Here is a 16,575-nt window from a genome sequence, read left to right on the forward strand (position 1 = left end):
TCTCTCGATATCATCAGATACCCACCACCCGATCACTAAATGGCCGTGCGTCGCTCTCAAAAGTTCACCGGGAAATACCGCACATAGGCAAACTCGTCACCGTCTGGTGACCAGCAGGGCACGTTGATCGTGCCCTGCCCGCCGAACAGCTCGAACAACGTCTTCAGATTGCCGCCATCCATGTCCATCAGCCGCAGCCGTACGTCGAGGTCGCGCGGATGGTCGAATACCGACGGGTCGTAGGACAGGAGCAGGACCATGTCGTTGTTGGGCGACGGATGGGCGAACCAGTTGCCGTAATCGTCTGATGTCACCTGCTGGAGACCCGTGCCGTCGGGATGGACGCGCCAAATCTGCATCAGCCCGGTACGGCTGGAATTGAAATAGATCCACTGGCCGTCCGCAGACCAGTCCGGCCCGTCATTGCGCCCTTCGCCATGCGTCAGCCGCGTCTCGTCCCCGCCGTCGACGGAGATGGTGTAGATATCGAAGAGGTCGTCGCGGATGCCGCAATAGGCAAGCTGGCGCCCATCCGGCGACCAGCCATGCCAGTAGGACGGCAGGTTCTGAGTAACAAGCCGCGGCGTGCCGCCTTCGATCGGCAAGGTGTAGATCGCCGACTTGCCGAATTCGGTCTTGTCGGAGATGACAATCTGTGTGCCATCGGGCGAAATGCCGTGGTCATTGTTGCAGTTGACGGCAAAGCCGGTATCGACCTTGACCACCTCGCCGCCATCGAGCGCCAGGCGATAGAGCAGCCCGTCGCCATTCAGCAGCAGGTAGGAACCATCAGGCGAAAAGTTCGGGGCCTCCACCAGCCTGTCCGTCTGCCAGACCTCGCGAGCCCTGCCCGTCCTGACATTGTAGATCTCAACCGAGCTGCGCATGTTTCCTCCTGAAAGTCCTGATGCCGTCAGCGATCTCGATTGCGTCAGCGATCTCGATTGCGTCAGCGATCCCTGAAGCGATTGGTGATCGGATAACGTCGGTCGCGGCCGAAATTCTTCTTGGTGATCTTCACGCCCGGCGCCGATTGCCGGCGCTTGTATTCGGCGAGATAGAGGAGATGCTCGACCCGGTGAACGGTCGCAACATCATGGCCGCGTGCGACGATCTCCTCGACCGCCATCTCCTTCTCCACCAGGCATTCAAGGATATCGTCGAGCACGGGATAGGGCGGCAGCGAATCCTGGTCCTTCTGGTCGGGACGAAGCTCGGCCGAAGGCGCCTTGTCGATGATATTCTGCGGGATCACCTCGCCCGACGGCCCCAGCGCACCCGGCGGCACGTTTTCGTTACGCCAGCGGGAAATCGCATAGACCTGCATCTTGTAGAGGTCCTTGATCGGATTGAATCCGCCGTTCATGTCGCCGTAGAGCGTGGCGTAGCCGACCGACATTTCCGACTTATTACCAGTAGTCACCACCATCGAGCCGAATTTGTTGGAGATCGCCATCAGGATGACGCCGCGCGCCCGGCTCTGCAGGTTCTCTTCGGTGATGCCGCTATCCGTGCCTTCGAAAAGGCTGGCGAGAGCGCTGCTGAAACCCGTCACCGGCTGTTCGATCGGCACGATGTCGTAGCGGCAGCCGAGCGCCTTGGCGCAATCGGCCGCATCCTTCAGCGAATCCTCGGAGGTGTATCGATAGGGCAGCATGACGGTGCGCACCCGCTCTTCGCCCAGCGCATCGACCGCGATTGCCGCGCAGATCGCCGAATCGATACCGCCGGAAAGGCCGAGCACCACGGTCTTGAAGCCGTTCTTGTTGACGTAGTCGCGAAAACCCAGCAGGCAGGCACGGTAATCGGCCTCCTCGCTTTCAGGGATATGCGCCATCGGCCCTTCGGCGCAATGCCAGCCGCTGTCGCCGCGCGTCCACGTCGTCACCGCCAGCGCCGTTTCGAATTGGCTCATCTGGAAGGCGAGCGACCTGTCGGCATTGAAAGCGAAACTCGCTCCGTCGAAGACGAGTTCGTCCTGGCCGCCGAGCTGGGCGGCATAGATCAGCGGCAGGCCGGTCTCGATCACCTGCTTCAGCACCACCTGATGACGGATGTCGACCTTGCCGCGATAATAGGGCGAACCATTCGGCGACAGCAGGATCTCGGCCCCGCTTTCGGCCAGCGTCTCGCAGACGCCGAGATCGCCCCAGATATCCTCGCAGATCGGAATGCCGATGCGTACGCCGCGGAAATTCACCGGCCCTGGCATGGCGCCCTGGTCGAAGACGCGCTTCTCGTCGAACTCGCCGTAGTTCGGCAGGTCGATCTTGTCGCGCACCGCGATCACTTTGCCGCCGTCGAGCACGGCGACCGAATTGTAGCGCCCGGTCTCGTCCTGCCGGGGAAAGCCGATGATGACGCCCGGCCCGCCATCGGCGGTATCGGCCGCCAGGCTCTCGACCGCTTTCCAGCAGGCGCGGATGAAGGCGGGCTTCAGTACCAGATCCTCAGGCGGATAGCCGGAGATGAAAAGCTCGGTCAGGACAAGCAGGTGCGCACCCTCGCGGCCGGCATCAACGCGCGCCTCGCGCGCTTTGGCGAGATTACCGACGACATCGCCAACCGTCGGGTTGAGCTGGCCGATGGCGATGCGGAAGATATTCGAAAGAGCGTTTTCCTGTGTCATGTCATCCATTTAGCGCGCGCCTCCGGCTATCGCAACACGTTCGGGCCAAAAGCCGCTATCGGCCGCGCCGAAATTTTTGTGACCAGCTTGCACGCATCCACGCCGGGCAAGACATTGCAGCACCGATACGCATTGCAATTTGGCGGCGGAGCAGAATACTGGCGCGCCAGAGCGTCGAGCATCAGGAACATGCCATGTATAATCTTCCGAACTTCGTGCACCTTCATTTCGGCAAACCCGCTGACGAACTCGGCGATATCGAAAAACGCGTTCTGGCCAAGGCGCATGAACGCAAGATCATCTCGACCGACGTCAATGCGGTGTTGTCCGCCGAAGCCTCCTTCGGCGAACGTATCGCCGATGGCATCGCCCGCGTCGGCGGCTCCTGGTCCTTCATACTCGCCTTCCTCGCCTTTCTCGTCGTCTGGACACTGCTGAACACCATTGGTCTGGTGGCGCATCCCTTCGACCCATACCCCTTCATTTTTCTGAATCTGATCCTGTCGATGATCGCCGCCATCCAGGCGCCGATCATCATGATGTCCCAGAACCGCCAGGCCGAGCGCGACCGTTTCGAGGCCGCAAAGGATTACGAGGTCAATCTCAAGGCCGAGCTCGAAGTGCTCTCGCTGCACCAAAAGATCGATATGAGCGTGCTGACCGAGCTGACGGCGCTGCGCGAGGATGTGGCCCGCCTCACAGCTGCGCTTGCCGCCAAGGGCTAAACCGGAGTCACCTGATATTGCGGCAGGTTGTCCGTTATCTCGTAGAAATCGCCCTTGTCGGCGCAGTAGATGTGATGGCCGAAGGCAAGGCCGCTCGGCTCGTCGAAGGCGCCGGCCATGATCGAAATCTCCGCCGATCCATCCGACTGCCAGAACAGCGCGGAGCCGCAATTCGAGCAAAAGCCGCGCTGCGCCTCCTCGCTCGACCGGTACCAACGGACCGCCTCGGCGCCATCGACCGAAAGAGCCGCGCGGGCCACGTTGACCGCGGCATAATAAAACCCCGTCTGCCGGCGGCATTGCGAGCAATGGCAGCCGATAACAGGTCCTGGCTTCGCCATCGTTGAAAATCGCACGGCGCCGCAAAGGCAGCCGCCTGTATGTCGCTCGGCCATGGTCGGTCCCTGTTCCTGAAAGGAACGTTGCCGCCGATCGTCTCCGCCGTCAAATCCATTTCTCTGAACGAGCCATCAGGAATGTTGAAGGCCGCAGATCTTGTGCGTATCACAGCGAAACATCGGCGCATTGAGAGAGACAAAATCTCCTTATGCGTGCAGCTCTCCTACGAACTACAGAAACTACCACAGATTGCATCCGAGAGAAAACTCCGCGGAAAGATTATGATTTTGCGATAGAAATACGTATTTCATAACATTCACATACATCCATTACGTTTATTAGATAATCCAAAATTAATATCTTTTGATCTACAATCGCAACCGCTGATCGATGTCCAGCGCGGTCAGCCTGCGAGGTGAAAGATGAGAATTCTCCACCACTTCCCTTCGAACAACCGCGGCGCTGCGGCGATCGAATTCGCGATCGTCGCGCCACTCTTCCTCCTAATCGTCCTGACAATGATTGCTTACGGCATCTATCTGAGCGCTTCCCACGCGGTGCAACAGCTGACCGCTGATGCCGCGCGCACCGCCGTTGCTGGCATGACCAGCCAGGAGCGATCGCAGCTGGTAGATGATTTTATCAGCCGCTCGACCATCGACCATCCGCTGCTCGATAAGACCAAATTGCACGTCACCGTCACCACCGACCCCGGCAATGCCAACCAGTTCACCGTGACGGCGGAATACGACGCCAACAACCTGCCGATCTGGAACCTCTACACTTTTCCTCTGCCCGACCACATGATCCGACGCTTCGCGACCATCCGGATGGGAGGGCTTTGAGATGCGTAGCTTCAAGACCCGCCTGCGCTACCTCGCCACCAATGCGTCAGGCAATATCGCCATCATGGCAGCGCTCTCAGCTCCCCTGATCCTCTATTCGCTCGGTCTCGGCGTTGACTATGGCATGATGACGCTGCAGCAGCGGCGCCTGCAGCAGCTGAGCGATATCGGCGCCATCGTCGCCGCCGCCGACATCAACCACGCCGCCGATAACCTCGTCGCCAATTTCGACCAGAACGGCCTCAACATCGCCGTCCGCACCGACACGGCTTATGCGACGAAGAAGGGCGCGCTGCCGCTGACATCTGACCTGACGCAATTCGACGCCGTCGCCGACTTCACTCCCGGCACCTATCTCGCCGATGCCTCAGTGCCGCTCGGCAGCCGTTTTGCCGCCGGCGCCCAGCCCTACGACGCGGTGAAGGTCGGCATCAACCAGAAGGCGGAGCTGATCTTCGCCACCGCCTTTGCCGCCGCTCCCAATCTCAGGGCAGTCGGCACCGCCTCGGCCTCCAAGCTTGCCGCCTTCTCAATCGGCTCGCGGCTGGCAAGCCTCAATGGCGGCGTCCTGAACTCGCTGCTCGGCAGCCTGCTCGGCACCAGCCTCTCGCTGAAGGTCGCCGACTACGAGGCGCTCACATCAGCCGATATCAAGTTGCTCCCCTTCCTCGACATGCTGGCGACCGATCTCAACCTTACCGCCGGCACCTATGACGAGCTGCTGGCGACCGACATCTCTTATCCCAGACTCTTGAAGACGCTCGGCAAGACAGGCGGCCTCACGCCCACCGTCACCAATGCGCTCAATACGATTGAAAAGGCGCTCGGCACGACGCAGGTCAAGATCAAGCTTGAGGATCTCTTCGACCTCGGCTCGACCGGTGAGCGCATGATCGGCAGCGGCTCACACCTCTCGGCCGAGGCGAGCGTGATGGATATCGTCTCGGCGGCAGCCGTTGCCGCAAACCAGAAGAAGCAGGTCGCCGCCAATCTGGGCGCCTCCGTGCCCGGGCTTGCCACGGTCAAACTGACGCTTGCGATCGGCGAGATGCCGAAGGGTGCTGCCTCGAACGGGATCGGCGCCGTTGGCGCCACCGTCCGCACCGCGCAGGTGCGCCTGGCGCTCGAAGTGTCAGTGCTCGGCGCCAATTCCCTCGCCGGGCTGAAGGTACGCGTGCCCCTTTATCTCGAAGTCGCTCATGCCGAGGCCAGGCTCGCGAGCATTTCCTGTCTCGGCGGCGGCGCCAAAAATGCCAGTGTCGGCGTCGAGGTCGTGCCAGGCGTTGCGGAACTGTCGCTCGGCGACGTCGATCCGAACGCCTTCGTCAATTTCGGCAGCGCGCCACGCGTCACCCGCGCCACGCTGATCGACGCGACGCTGCTCAGCGTATCCGGCCTTGCCCATGTCAACGTGACCAATCTCAGCAAGACCAAGCTGACCTTCCAGCCGGCCGACATCGCTGCCAACACCATCAAGAACGTCTCGACCAAGGATACGCTGACCTCGGCCATGGCGTCGCTGGTCAAGGAGACCGATATCCAGGTCTCCATTCTCGGCCTCGGCATCGGCCTGTCGAAGACCGTGGTGCAGAGCGCCGTCGCCGATACGCTCTCCGGCCTGACCAAGCCGCTCGACGAGCTGCTCTTCAACCTCCTGACGCTGCTCGGCGTCAAGATCGGCGAAGCCGACGTGCGTGTCACCGATGTACGCTGCCAGCAATCGGTGCTGGTACAATGAGGCCAAGCATCGCCCCTGCTTAGTCCGAATTGGGCTTCGAACCTGTTGCTCGTCGACAACACCCGGCCGCCTCATCCCGTCGACGCATTGAATCATGCGCGGTTGTCGGCGATACTAAGAGCTCAATTCATCCACGGGAGACTGACATGAGAGCGACCCTGTCCAAACAGAAAGGAACATACCCCCACAAGGACATTCAGCTTCATGAACATTCCGTTCTCCCGCGCGAGGAAAAGCTCGCGACGCCATAACCTCTTCCTGAACTTCTTCCGCGACGACCCGAATACCGCCGACCGCGACCGGGGTAGGCCGCGCATGCTCAAATTCCTCTCCTATTATCGGCCGCATCTGCCTTTGCTGCTGGCGGATCTGCTATGCGCCATCCTCGTCGCCGGCACGGCGGTCGCCCTGCCGCTCTGCGCCAACGTCGTCACCAGCCGCCTTCTGGCCCTGCCCGACGCCCCGCAGGCCTTCGCACAGATCCTGGCGATGGGCGGCGTCATGCTTGCCGTTCTCGCGGTCCAGATCGTTGCGATCTTTTTCGTCGATTATCGCGGCCATGTGATGGGCGCCCGGATCGAAGCGACGGTCCGTCAGGAACTGTTCGAGCATTGTCAGAAGCTCTCCTTCAGCTTCTACGACCGCCAGCGCACCGGGCAGCTGATGAGCCGCATCACCAATGACAGCCTGTGGCTGGGTGAACTCTTTCACCATGGCCCCGAGGATCTCGCCATCGGCGTGCTCAAATATAGCGGCGCCATGCTGGTGCTGTTCTTCATCGATCCGCCGCTGGCGGGCCTCATCCTTCTGCTCACGCCGGTGGCGGTGGTCTATGCGCTGCATTTCAATCGGCGCATGAACCGGGCGCTCGAAGCCAGCAAGCGGCAGATCGCCGCCGTCAACGAGCGGGTGGAGGATGCTCTGGCCGGCATCCGCGTCGTCCAGTCCTTCGCCAACGAAGCGCTGGAGCGGGAGCGCTTCGCCGAGCAGAACCGGCGCTTCCTGCACAGCCGCGCCGAGGGTTATCGCAGCGAGGCCTGGTTCTCGGTCGGCACCGAAACCTTCGCCCAGCTCATCACCATACTGGTCATCATCGTCGGCGGCCTGCGCATCCTGGCAGCGGAGCTGACCGTGCCTGACATGCTGACCTTCCTGCTTTGCGTCGCCGTGCTTGTTGATCCCGTGCAGCGGCTCGCCAATTTCGTGCGCCTCTGGCAGGAAGGCTACACCGGCTTCATCAGGGCGATGGAAATCCTGGAGATCGCTCCCGATATCACCGACGGACCGGCCGCCCGTCCGATACCGGCCCCCAAGGGCGAGATCAGTTTCACCGATGTCGCCTTCGGCTACGAGGCCGATGGCCCGCGCGTGCTCGAACGGCTGTCGCTGACCATCACACCCGGCGAGTTCGTGGCCCTGGTCGGCCCGTCAGGCGTCGGCAAGAGCACCTTGTGCGCGCTGATACCGCGCTTCTACGATGTGCAGGCCGGGACGATCCGCATCGATGGCACCGATATACGCGAGGTGACGCTTGCCTCGCTCCGGCGCCATGTCGGGGTGGTGCAGCAGGATGTCTACCTCTTTGCCGGCACCGTGGCGGAAAACCTGCGCTACGGCCGGCCAGATGCCACGGACGCCGAGCTGGAAGCCGCGGCACGCGCCGCCAATGCGCACGACTTCATCATGGCTCTGCCACATGGCTACGACACCGATATCGGCCAACGCGGCGTCAAACTGTCAGGCGGCCAGCGCCAACGCATCACCATCGCCCGCGCCTTCCTCAAGAACCCTGAGATCCTGATCTTCGATGAGGCGACCAGCGCGCTCGACAACGAGAGTGAACGGGCGGTGCAGCAGGCGCTGCTCAGCCTGGCAAATGGCCGAACCACCCTGGTCATCGCCCACCGTCTGTCGACCGTCCGCCATGCCGACCGCATCCTGGTCCTGACGGCTGATGGCATCGTCGAACAGGGCACACATGACGAGCTCATGGCGCAAGACGGCGTCTACGCCAATCTGCACAGCGTCCAGGCGAGTATATGAGGAGGCTGGTTCGCGTGCACGGCAACAAAAAACCCGGCGGTTCGCCGGGCTGCTTGAACAGGATGATTTTAGGCCGGGTCGGCCTAAAATCTGAATCCTGTTCTAAATTAAGTAGTTAGAGCATGATGTCGCCAGAAAACCACTCAGACTTTTCGGCATCATGCTCTAACAAGTCGGCCAACTCCTCTTTCGTCATGCTCGGGCTTGTCCCGAGCATCTACATCCGGCGGAGCAGATCCTCGGCACAAGGCCGAGGATGACGTTGAGCAAAGAGCGAGGCCTCTCAATAAAAAAGCCCGGCGAACCGGGCTTTTCGTCATCCGTTTCAGGCTGATCTCAGCCGTTGGCGACCATCCGCTTTTCGTCGCGGCCGCCCTTCATGCGCTCGGCAAGCAGGAAGGCGAGTTCGAGCGCCTGGTCGGCGTTAAGGCGCGGATCGCAATGGGTGTGATAGCGATCCTGCAGGTCTTCTGCGGAGACCGCGCGGGCGCCGCCGGTGCACTCGGTCACGTCCTTGCCGGTCATCTCGATATGGATGCCACCCGGATGCGAACCTTCGGCGCGGTGGATCTGGAAGAAGCTTTCGACTTCCGACAGGATCCGCTCGAAGGGACGGGTCTTGTAGTTGTTGAGCGTGATCGTGTTGCCGTGCATCGGGTCGCAAGACCAGACGACCTTGCGGCCCTCGCGCTCGACGGCGCGAATGAGCTTCGGCAGGCTGTCGGCGACCTTCTCATGGCCGAATCGGCAGATCAGCGTCAGGCGCCCTGCCTCGTTGGCAGGATTCAGGATGTCGATCAGTTGCAGCAGGTCGTCGGCCTGCAGCGAGGGGCCGCATTTAAGGCCGATCGGGTTCTTGATGCCGCGGCAATATTCGACATGCGCATGGTCGGCTTGGCGCGTACGGTCGCCGATCCAGATCATATGGCCCGACGTTGCATACCAGTCGCCCGACGTGGAATCCACGCGCGTCAGCGCTTCCTCGTAGCCGAGCAGCAGCGCCTCGTGGCTGGTGAAGAAATCGGTCTCGCGCAGCGCCGGCTGGTTTTCCGAGGTGATACCGATCGCCTTCATGAAATCCATGGTTTCGCTGATGCGGTCGGCAAGCTTGCGGTAGCGCTCGCCCTGCGGGCTGTCCTTGACGAAGCCGAGCATCCACTGATGCACGTTTTCGAGATTGGCGTAACCGCCCATCGCAAAGGCGCGCAGAAGGTTCAGCGTCGCAGCCGACTGGCGGTAGGCCATGGCCTGGCGTTCCGGGTTCGGAATGCGCGACTCCTCGGTAAACTCGATGCCGTTGATGATGTCGCCGCGATAGGCCGGCAGCGTCACGTCGCCCTGCTTCTCGACATTTGACGACCGCGGCTTGGCGAACTGGCCGGCGATGCGGCCGACCTTGACGACCGGCAGCTGCGCGCCGAAGGTCAGCACGACAGCCATCTGCAGGAATGCGCGGAAGAAGTCGCGGATATTGTCGGCGCCGTGCTCGGCGAAGCTCTCGGCGCAGTCGCCGCCCTGCAGCAGGAAACCGTTGCCTTCGGCGACATTGGCGAGATGCTTCTTCAGGCGGCGCGCTTCGCCTGCAAAGACAAGCGGCGGATAGCTGGCGAGCGTGGCTTCCGTTGCCGCCAAAGCGGCTGCGTCGGGATATTCGGGAACCTGCAGGATCGGTTTTTGCCGCCAGCTGCTCGGGGTCCAATTGTCTGCCATCTCACTCACCTGTTCTCACATCCATACCTCAGGATGCCCTCAATATGCGGCGGCTTATAGACCTTTAGGTCAGGCTTGCAAAGACCATTCGCCGACAGTTGTCGCCTCACCGCCGCCGCCCGCCCTGCTCTAGTTAAACCAGCGTATACCATGTCGATTTTCCCATACTTTAGACTTTCAATGTAGAACCGGAGAGAGTTTCAACTACGGGGACATGGCATGGCGATCCTTCCGCCCGGTTTCATATCGGACCGCTCGGGCAATTTCGGCATCATGACGGCACTGCTGGTGGTGCCGCTCTTCGGTGCGGCCGGCATGGCGGTAGATTTCGCTCACGCGCTCAGCCTGAGGACGCAGCTCTACGCCGCTGCCGATGCCGCTGCCGTCGGTTCGATCGCGGAGAAATCCGGCGCCGTCGCAGCCGCCATGACCATGAGCGGCAACGGCACGATCTCGCTCGGCAAGGACGACGCCCGCAGCATCTTCATGTCTCAAATATCCGGGGAGCTGACCGACGTTCATGTCGATCTCGGAATCGATGTCACCAAGACCGCCAACAAGCTGAATTCGCAGGTTTCCTTCAGCGCGACCGTGCCCACCACCTTCATGCGTGTGCTCGGCCGGGATTCGATCACGATCTCTGGTACAGCGACGGCCGAATACCAGACCGCGTCTTTTATGGATTTCTACATCCTGCTCGACAACACCCCTTCGATGGGCGTTGGCGCCACCGCGACAGACGTCTCGACGATGGAAAAGAACACCAGCGATACCTGCGCTTTCGCGTGCCATGAAACGCAGAACAACAACAATTATTACAATCTCGCCAAGAAGCTCGGCGTCAGCATGCGCATCGACGTCGTGCGCCAGGCGACCAAGGAACTGACGGTGACCGCCAAGTCCACGCGTGTTTCCAGCAATCAGTTCCGCATGGGCGTCTATACGTTCGGCACCAAGGCCGAGGATGCCAAGCTGACCACCATATCCGACCCGACGGACGATCTCGACAAGGTGCGCAGCTATACCGACGCCGTCGACCTGATGACCATTCCGTATCAGGGCTATAACAACGACCAGCAGACGAGCTTCGACAGCGCGCTGACGCAGATGAAAACCATTATCACCACCCCCGGCGACGGCAGCACCGCCACGACACCGCAGAAGATTCTGTTCTTCGTCTCGGACGGCGTCGGCGACAGCGAAAAACCGAAAGGCTGCACCAAAAAACTCACCGGCAACCGCTGCCAGGAGCCGATCGACACGTCCTTCTGTCAGCCACTGAAGGACAAGGGTATCAGGATCGCGGTGCTCTACACCACCTATCTGCCGCTGCCGAAAAACAGCTGGTACAATACGTGGATCAAGCCTTTCCAGGGCGAGATCCCGACGAAGATGCAGGCATGCGCCTCGCCCGGCCTCTATTTCGAGGTGACGCCGACCGAAGGTATCACCGATGCGATGAAGGCGCTTTTCCTCAAGGTCATCCGGGCGCCGCGCATCACCAGCTAGCGCATCTGCCCGAAAATCGGAATCGATTTTCGGAAAGCACGATGCGTAGATTCAAGGTGTTAGAGCGTCGTTTGTGCGTCCGAAAGGACGCACGGGGCTCTAATGCATGTCGCCTGGAAGTGTGCAGCGGTTCCGGGTCAACGACATGCATAAAACAAAGAGCTAAAGCCCGTCGCGGCTCAAAGCCGTTTGCCGTCGCGGATCCGATAGCTCGGCGCATACATGGTCACGAGCTCTTCGGCCGCTGTTGGATGAAGCGCCATCGTCCGGTCGAAATCGTCCTTGGTGCAGCCGGCCTTCAGTGTGATGCCGAGCAACTGCGCCATTTCGCCGGCATCGTGGCCGAGGATGTGGGCGCCCACTACCTTGCGGCTCGCCGCATCGACGATCAGCTTCATGATCATCCGCTCGGCCCGGCCGGAAAGCGTGGCCTTCAGCGGCCGGAACTGGGCGCGATAAACCTCGAGTTCGCCGTAACGTTTGCCGGCATCCTCTTCCGAGAGGCCGACAGTACCGATCTCCGGCTGTGAGAACACGGCGGTCGGGATCAGCTCGTAGTCCGGCCGGGTCGGATTGTTCTTGTATTCGGTCTCGATGAAACACATCGCCTCGTGGATCGCCACCGGAGTCAGCTGTACCCGGTTGGTGACATCGCCGAGAGCGTAGATGTTTTCGACATTGGTGCGGGAATATTCATCGACGATAACGGCGCCGCGCTCGTCGATCGCGACGCCGGCCGCCTCAAGGCCGAGGCCTTCGGTGTTCGGATCGCGTCCGAGCGCCAGCATGACGACGCCGGCTTGCAGCGTGCCGTTGTTCAGCGTCTCCAGAATGAGCCCGTCCGCACCCTTCGAAACCTTCTGCAGCGTATCGTGGCACAGGATGCGAATACCCTTGGCGACCATCGCCTCGTGCAGCCCGCGCCTCAGGTCTTCGTCGAAGCGCGACAGGATCTCGGCGCCGCGATAGATCAACGTCGTCTCGACGCCGAGGCCATGGAAGATATTGGCGAACTCGACGGCGATATAGCCGCCGCCTGATATCACGATCGATTTCGGCAGCTCTTCGAGATGAAAGGCCTCGTTGGAGGAGATGCAGAGTTCGTGACCGGGAAGGGCTGCATGCGGGTTCGGCCGTCCGCCGGTGGCGATGACGATCGTCTTTGCCGTCACCGTTTGCCCAGTCTTCAGCAGCCGGACCGTATGGGCATCGACGAGTTCGGCGCGCGTTTCAAGGATTTCGGCATTGGCGCCGGCGAGCCCCTTCTTGTAGAGACCTTCGAGTCGAGCGATTTCGGCATCCTTGGCCGCCACCAGCTTCTTCCAGTCGAAGTTGCTTTCGCCGACGGTCCAGCCGAAGCCCGCCGCATCCTCGAAATGCTCATGGAACTGCGAGGCGTAGACGAAGAGCTTTTTTGGCACGCAGCCGCGGATGACGCAGGTGCCGCCATAGCGATACTCCTCGGCGATCGCCACTTTCTTGCCGAGCGAGGCGGCGACACGGGCGCCGCGCACGCCTCCGGAACCGCCACCGATGACGAAGAGGTCGTAGTCGTAGGAAGACATGAGGAGCTCCGGAAGGGAATCGCAGAAAGAATGTTCCTGATATAGGGGCGATCGTTATGAAAACAAAAGCCCGCTCCCGCGTCATCCGGTTCCCATCGCCGAATCTTCATTGTAAAGGGCTGATCCCAGTCACCGTCTACGGTTGACCCGGTCACCGTCTTCGGTTGACCCGGTTACCGTTTACGGTTGACCCGGTCGGCCGAGGCTGGCAGGCAATCCATGGGATGGAAAAGAATGGCGGAGCAAAAGATGGATCAAACTCTCTTCAGCAACCTGTGCAAGGCTGGCAAATTCAAGGAAGCGCTCGGCCTCGCCATTCAGGGCCATGAGGACGAAAAATACACGCCGAGCCGTTTCTCAATCGACAAGAAGACGAGACTGCCAATCTTCTATCGCGGCAACAAGCGCGTGGAGCCGGATGAGGAGGGTGTGTGGCAACTTGCAAAGAACCCGAACCCATAGGGGCTGAGTTGCCGCGCACATGCGATGCCAATTGCATCTGCCTATATCAGGATGATTTTAGACCCGATCGGACTAAAATCTGAATCCTGATCTAAATCAAAGAAGTAGACCATGATGTCGTTCGAAAACCGCTCACACTTTTCGGGATCATGCTCTGGTGATTGATGCTGTCAGCGGGTAATGCGGAAATCCGTCGAGCTCTTCTCAAGCTGGGTTGCTTCCGTCTCGACGCTCGAAACCGACGCCCCCGAAGGCCCGCGCCTGAAACGCTCGATCATCGTCGAGATGGCGCTGTCGGGTCCTGCGATCACAGCGACGACGGCCCCGTCCTCTTCATTGCGAACCCACCCCGTCAAACCGAGCCGTACCGCCTCATCGCGCGTCCAATAGCGAAAACCGACACCCTGGACCTTTCCGGATATCCGCACTCGGACAGCCTTATCATGAGCGAACATGTCTGCGGTCACCTGAAGCCTCGCCGGCGGCATTTGCCGTATCATAGCAAAAAAGCCCGGACGATGCCGGGCTTTCGCAAATTTGATGGGACAGGCCTTACTGCTGGGCAGCCGGTGCCGGAGCGGGAGCGGTCGGGCTGTCGGTTGCCGGCGGCGGTGCCTTGATGACCTTGGAAAGCTCGACGTTGCTCTGTTTTTCCAGGTCGCGGGAAATGCCCTGCGCCCAGATGTCGGCAGCCTTCGCCGTCTCGCGCGAGGCGACCGGGCCGTCGCGCAGCAGCTTCTTGCCGACGTCGGAATTATAGAAGTCGGCGATCGCCTTCAGCTCGTCGACGGTGAAGGTCTTGGCATAGGTGAGTGCCGCCTCCTTCTCCAGATCGCCGCGGCGCGGCGCCAGCGCCAGCGCCTGCGCGTCGACCGTCGACGAAATGATGTCCTGGTAGTTCGGCGAATCCTGGATCAGCCCGGCCTTCAGGCGCTCGGCGAGACCAGGCAGGATGTTGTCGAACTGGGCAGTGGCGCCAATGGCGTCGATCGCCGCGCGAGACGCCTTCAGCTGCTCCTCGGAGACCTCCTGCGCCTTGACGGCGGAGCCGAAGGCAAGCCCGGAAAGTACGACGGTCGCAGCGGCGAGACGGCCAAAACCTGCAATGTTCATCATGAGTATATGCTCCTGTTATCTGTTTGCCTGCAGCGTGCGCGCACCCGCAGGACCGGCAATGATCGCAAGTGCCGCCATATTGATAAAGAGCCCGTGTTCGACGACGCCGGGTATGGAATTCAGCTCGCTCGAAAGCGCCTCTGCATCAGGAATGCGGCCAAAAGATGCATCGATGATGTGATGGCCGCCATCCGTGGTAAACTCTCCGTCACCCGACTGGCGCAGAGCGAGTTCACCCGAGAGGCCGAGCCGGGCCGCGACCTTTTCGATCGCGATCCGCGTCGAGACGAGCCCGAACGGATTGACCTCGATCGGCAGCGCGAAGGCGCCGAGCGTATCGACCAGCTTGCTCTCGTCGGCGATGACGATCATTCGCTCTGAGGCGGCCGCGACGATCTTTTCGCGCAGCAGCGCACCGCCGCCGCCCTTGATCAGCCTGAGCGCTTGATCGACCTCGTCGGCGCCATCGATCGTCAGGTCGAGTGCCGGCAGTTCGTCGAGCGACTTCAGCGGCACGCCGAGTTCGACGCAGAGCCGCGCGGTTCGTTCGGACGTCGGAACGCCTTCGACCCTGAAGCCGCCCGCGACCTTCTCTGCCAGCAGGCGAACGAATTCTTCCGCCGTGCTGCCGGTGCCGATCCCTAGACGCATCCCGCTTTCGACATGGGCGAGTGCGGCCTCGGCGGCCTTGATCTTCATTTCGCGGGCATCCATGCGCCGCCAGCTCCTGATATTGCGTTGGATGTGCTGTTTACACGGCTCGCCTGGCAAACGAAAGTCAAAATCATCACGGAAAATGAAAAGCCGAAACAGAGGCCTGCGGCCTTTCCGGCCATCGCCGGACGTTGCTTTCCGCCGCGTGATCGCCTACCTCAGGGACGATCCATCGTTCCCTTGGACGATCCATCGCTCCTCAAGACGACCCTCGCTCAAAGAGACATGCCCTTGACCCCTGCCCCCACTCGCCCGGCGCTCGTCGTCTTCGATCTCGACGGCACCCTTCTCGATACGCATGTGGATCTGGTCGAGAGCCTGAACCACACGATCGCGGCCCTTGACCTCGAGCCGGTCAGCTACGACGACCTCACCCATCTCGTCGGCCAGGGCGCGCGCGTAATGGTCGAGCGCGCCTGCCGGCTGCGCGGCCATCCGCTCGAAGGCGACGCCCTGCCGCCGCTGGTCGAGCGTTTCGTTGCCCACTATGCCGGCAACATGCCCGGCCGGACCGAACCTTATCCCGGCCTGGTCGCCGCCATGGACCGGCTGAAATCTCAGGGTTACCGCCTCGCCGTCTGCACCAACAAGATGGAAAGCCTGGCAGTCGGCCTGCTCGACAAGCTCGACCTCACCCGATATTTCGACACCATCACCGGCGGCGACAGCTTCGAATACCGCAAGCCCGACGCCCGCCACCTCACCGGCACCATCGAACGCGCTGGCGGCGACATCGCCCGCACGGTGATGATCGGCGACAGCGTCAACGACATCGCCGTGGCAAGAAACGCCGGGGTACCGTCGATCGCCGTGCCTTTCGGCTATTCCGACGTGCCGGTGAACACACTTAACCCCGACCGCATCATCACCCATTTCGATGAGTTGACGCCGGAGTTGGTGGAAACGCTGTTGCGGGAATATGCGGAGAAGGTTTCCGTCTGAGACGGAGCCGTCCCTCTTTCTGCTGGCGAGCGGTGTGGCCCCCCCTCTGCCCTGCCGGGCATCTCTTCCACAGGTGGGGAGATTGGATAGGCGCGCCGGCTTTCCCCAAACAATCATAGTCGCCGCCGGCAAAGCGGAAGATGGGCCGGAAGGTCGTGCCACTTGCCGATCTCCCCACTTGTGGGGGAGATGCCCGGCAGAGCAGAGGGGGGTACCACGCGGCAAGCCCTCTCCACTT

General features: G+C 61.3%; 15 protein-coding genes. 7 read left to right on the forward strand and 8 right to left on the reverse strand.

Going from position 1 to position 16,575, the window contains the following annotated elements:
- Positions 1 to 56 precede the first annotated feature (56 nt).
- A complete protein-coding gene (locus tag RLCC275e_RS11260; protein WP_033182341.1) occupies positions 57 to 887 on the reverse strand; it encodes a TolB family protein in 831 nt (276 codons plus the stop codon).
- Positions 888 to 949: 62 nt separating this feature from the next.
- Positions 950 to 2,629 carry an NAD+ synthase gene (locus RLCC275e_RS11265; RefSeq protein WP_033182452.1) on the reverse strand — a complete coding sequence of 560 codons (1,680 nt, stop codon included), beginning with the start codon at positions 2,627 to 2,629 and terminating at the stop codon, positions 950 to 952.
- Between the two features lie 194 nt (positions 2,630 to 2,823).
- Between RLCC275e_RS11265 and RLCC275e_RS11270 the strand changes: the two genes are divergently transcribed.
- Positions 2,824 to 3,354, forward strand: a complete 531-nt coding sequence (locus RLCC275e_RS11270) for a DUF1003 domain-containing protein (RefSeq protein WP_033182340.1) — start codon at positions 2,824 to 2,826, stop codon at positions 3,352 to 3,354.
- Here RLCC275e_RS11270 and RLCC275e_RS11275 read toward each other — a convergent pair.
- The gene (locus RLCC275e_RS11275) at positions 3,351 to 3,749 is read right to left on the reverse strand and encodes a GFA family protein (RefSeq protein WP_033182339.1); all 399 of its coding nucleotides are present in this window, start codon (positions 3,747 to 3,749) and stop codon (positions 3,351 to 3,353) included. The two genes, RLCC275e_RS11270 and RLCC275e_RS11275, sit on opposite strands and share 4 nt — an antisense overlap.
- Before the next feature lie 366 nt (positions 3,750 to 4,115).
- On the opposite strand from RLCC275e_RS11275, the gene RLCC275e_RS11280 reads away from it, so the two are divergent.
- The 3 genes from RLCC275e_RS11280 (at position 4,116) to RLCC275e_RS11290 (ending at position 8,319) form a co-directional block, all read left to right on the forward strand.
- Positions 4,116 to 4,538: a TadE/TadG family type IV pilus assembly protein gene (locus RLCC275e_RS11280; RefSeq protein ID WP_033182337.1), complete on the forward strand. Its 423-nt coding sequence runs from the start codon at positions 4,116 to 4,118 to the stop codon at positions 4,536 to 4,538.
- 1 nt (position 4,539) lies between these two features.
- Positions 4,540 to 6,276: a pilus assembly protein TadG-related protein gene (locus RLCC275e_RS11285; protein ID WP_033182336.1), complete on the forward strand. Its 1,737-nt coding sequence runs from the start codon at positions 4,540 to 4,542 to the stop codon at positions 6,274 to 6,276.
- Positions 6,277 to 6,480: 204 nt separating this feature from the next.
- Complete coding sequence (locus RLCC275e_RS11290; RefSeq protein WP_033182335.1) at positions 6,481 to 8,319, forward strand: ABC transporter ATP-binding protein; 1,839 nt, start codon at positions 6,481 to 6,483, stop codon at positions 8,317 to 8,319.
- Positions 8,320 to 8,655: 336 nt separating this feature from the next.
- Here the strand turns inward: RLCC275e_RS11290 and RLCC275e_RS11295 are convergent, their stop codons facing one another.
- The gene (locus tag RLCC275e_RS11295; RefSeq protein ID WP_003540243.1) at positions 8,656 to 10,029 is read right to left on the reverse strand and encodes a class II 3-deoxy-7-phosphoheptulonate synthase; all 1,374 of its coding nucleotides are present in this window, start codon (positions 10,027 to 10,029) and stop codon (positions 8,656 to 8,658) included.
- A 219-nt stretch (positions 10,030 to 10,248) separates the two neighbouring features.
- On the opposite strand from RLCC275e_RS11295, the gene RLCC275e_RS11300 reads away from it, so the two are divergent.
- Entirely contained in the window at positions 10,249 to 11,538 is a 1,290-nt protein-coding gene (locus RLCC275e_RS11300; protein ID WP_033182334.1) for a vWA domain-containing protein, read from the forward strand.
- A 179-nt stretch (positions 11,539 to 11,717) separates the two neighbouring features.
- On the opposite strand, the gene gor is transcribed toward RLCC275e_RS11300, so the two are convergent.
- Positions 11,718 to 13,103: a glutathione-disulfide reductase gene (gene gor, locus RLCC275e_RS11305; protein WP_033182333.1), complete on the reverse strand. Its 1,386-nt coding sequence runs from the start codon at positions 13,101 to 13,103 to the stop codon at positions 11,718 to 11,720.
- A 249-nt stretch (positions 13,104 to 13,352) separates the two neighbouring features.
- Here gor and RLCC275e_RS11310 point away from each other — a divergent pair, with 249 nt between their 5' ends.
- A complete protein-coding gene (locus RLCC275e_RS11310) occupies positions 13,353 to 13,565 on the forward strand; it encodes a hypothetical protein (RefSeq protein WP_003540246.1) in 213 nt (70 codons plus the stop codon).
- A 170-nt stretch (positions 13,566 to 13,735) separates the two neighbouring features.
- On the opposite strand, the gene RLCC275e_RS11315 is transcribed toward RLCC275e_RS11310, so the two are convergent.
- The 3 genes from RLCC275e_RS11315 to rpiA all read right to left on the reverse strand — a co-directional run bounded on the left by RLCC275e_RS11315 (position 13,736) and on the right by rpiA (position 15,395).
- Positions 13,736 to 14,020 carry an acylphosphatase gene (locus tag RLCC275e_RS11315; protein ID WP_033182451.1) on the reverse strand — a complete coding sequence of 95 codons (285 nt, stop codon included), beginning with the start codon at positions 14,018 to 14,020 and terminating at the stop codon, positions 13,736 to 13,738.
- A 97-nt stretch (positions 14,021 to 14,117) separates the two neighbouring features.
- Positions 14,118 to 14,681: a DUF2059 domain-containing protein gene (locus RLCC275e_RS11320; RefSeq protein ID WP_003559913.1), complete on the reverse strand. Its 564-nt coding sequence runs from the start codon at positions 14,679 to 14,681 to the stop codon at positions 14,118 to 14,120.
- A 15-nt stretch (positions 14,682 to 14,696) separates the two neighbouring features.
- Positions 14,697 to 15,395: a ribose-5-phosphate isomerase RpiA gene (gene rpiA, locus RLCC275e_RS11325; RefSeq protein ID WP_012757713.1), complete on the reverse strand. Its 699-nt coding sequence runs from the start codon at positions 15,393 to 15,395 to the stop codon at positions 14,697 to 14,699.
- A gap of 225 nt (positions 15,396 to 15,620) precedes the next feature.
- Here rpiA and RLCC275e_RS11330 point away from each other — a divergent pair, with 225 nt between their 5' ends.
- The gene (locus RLCC275e_RS11330) at positions 15,621 to 16,337 is read left to right on the forward strand and encodes an HAD family hydrolase (protein ID WP_171816951.1); all 717 of its coding nucleotides are present in this window, start codon (positions 15,621 to 15,623) and stop codon (positions 16,335 to 16,337) included.
- Positions 16,338 to 16,575 lie beyond the last annotated feature (238 nt).

Source organism: Rhizobium brockwellii (assembly GCF_000769405.2).
In the GTDB taxonomy this organism is placed as follows: Bacteria; Pseudomonadota; Alphaproteobacteria; order Rhizobiales; family Rhizobiaceae; genus Rhizobium; species Rhizobium brockwellii.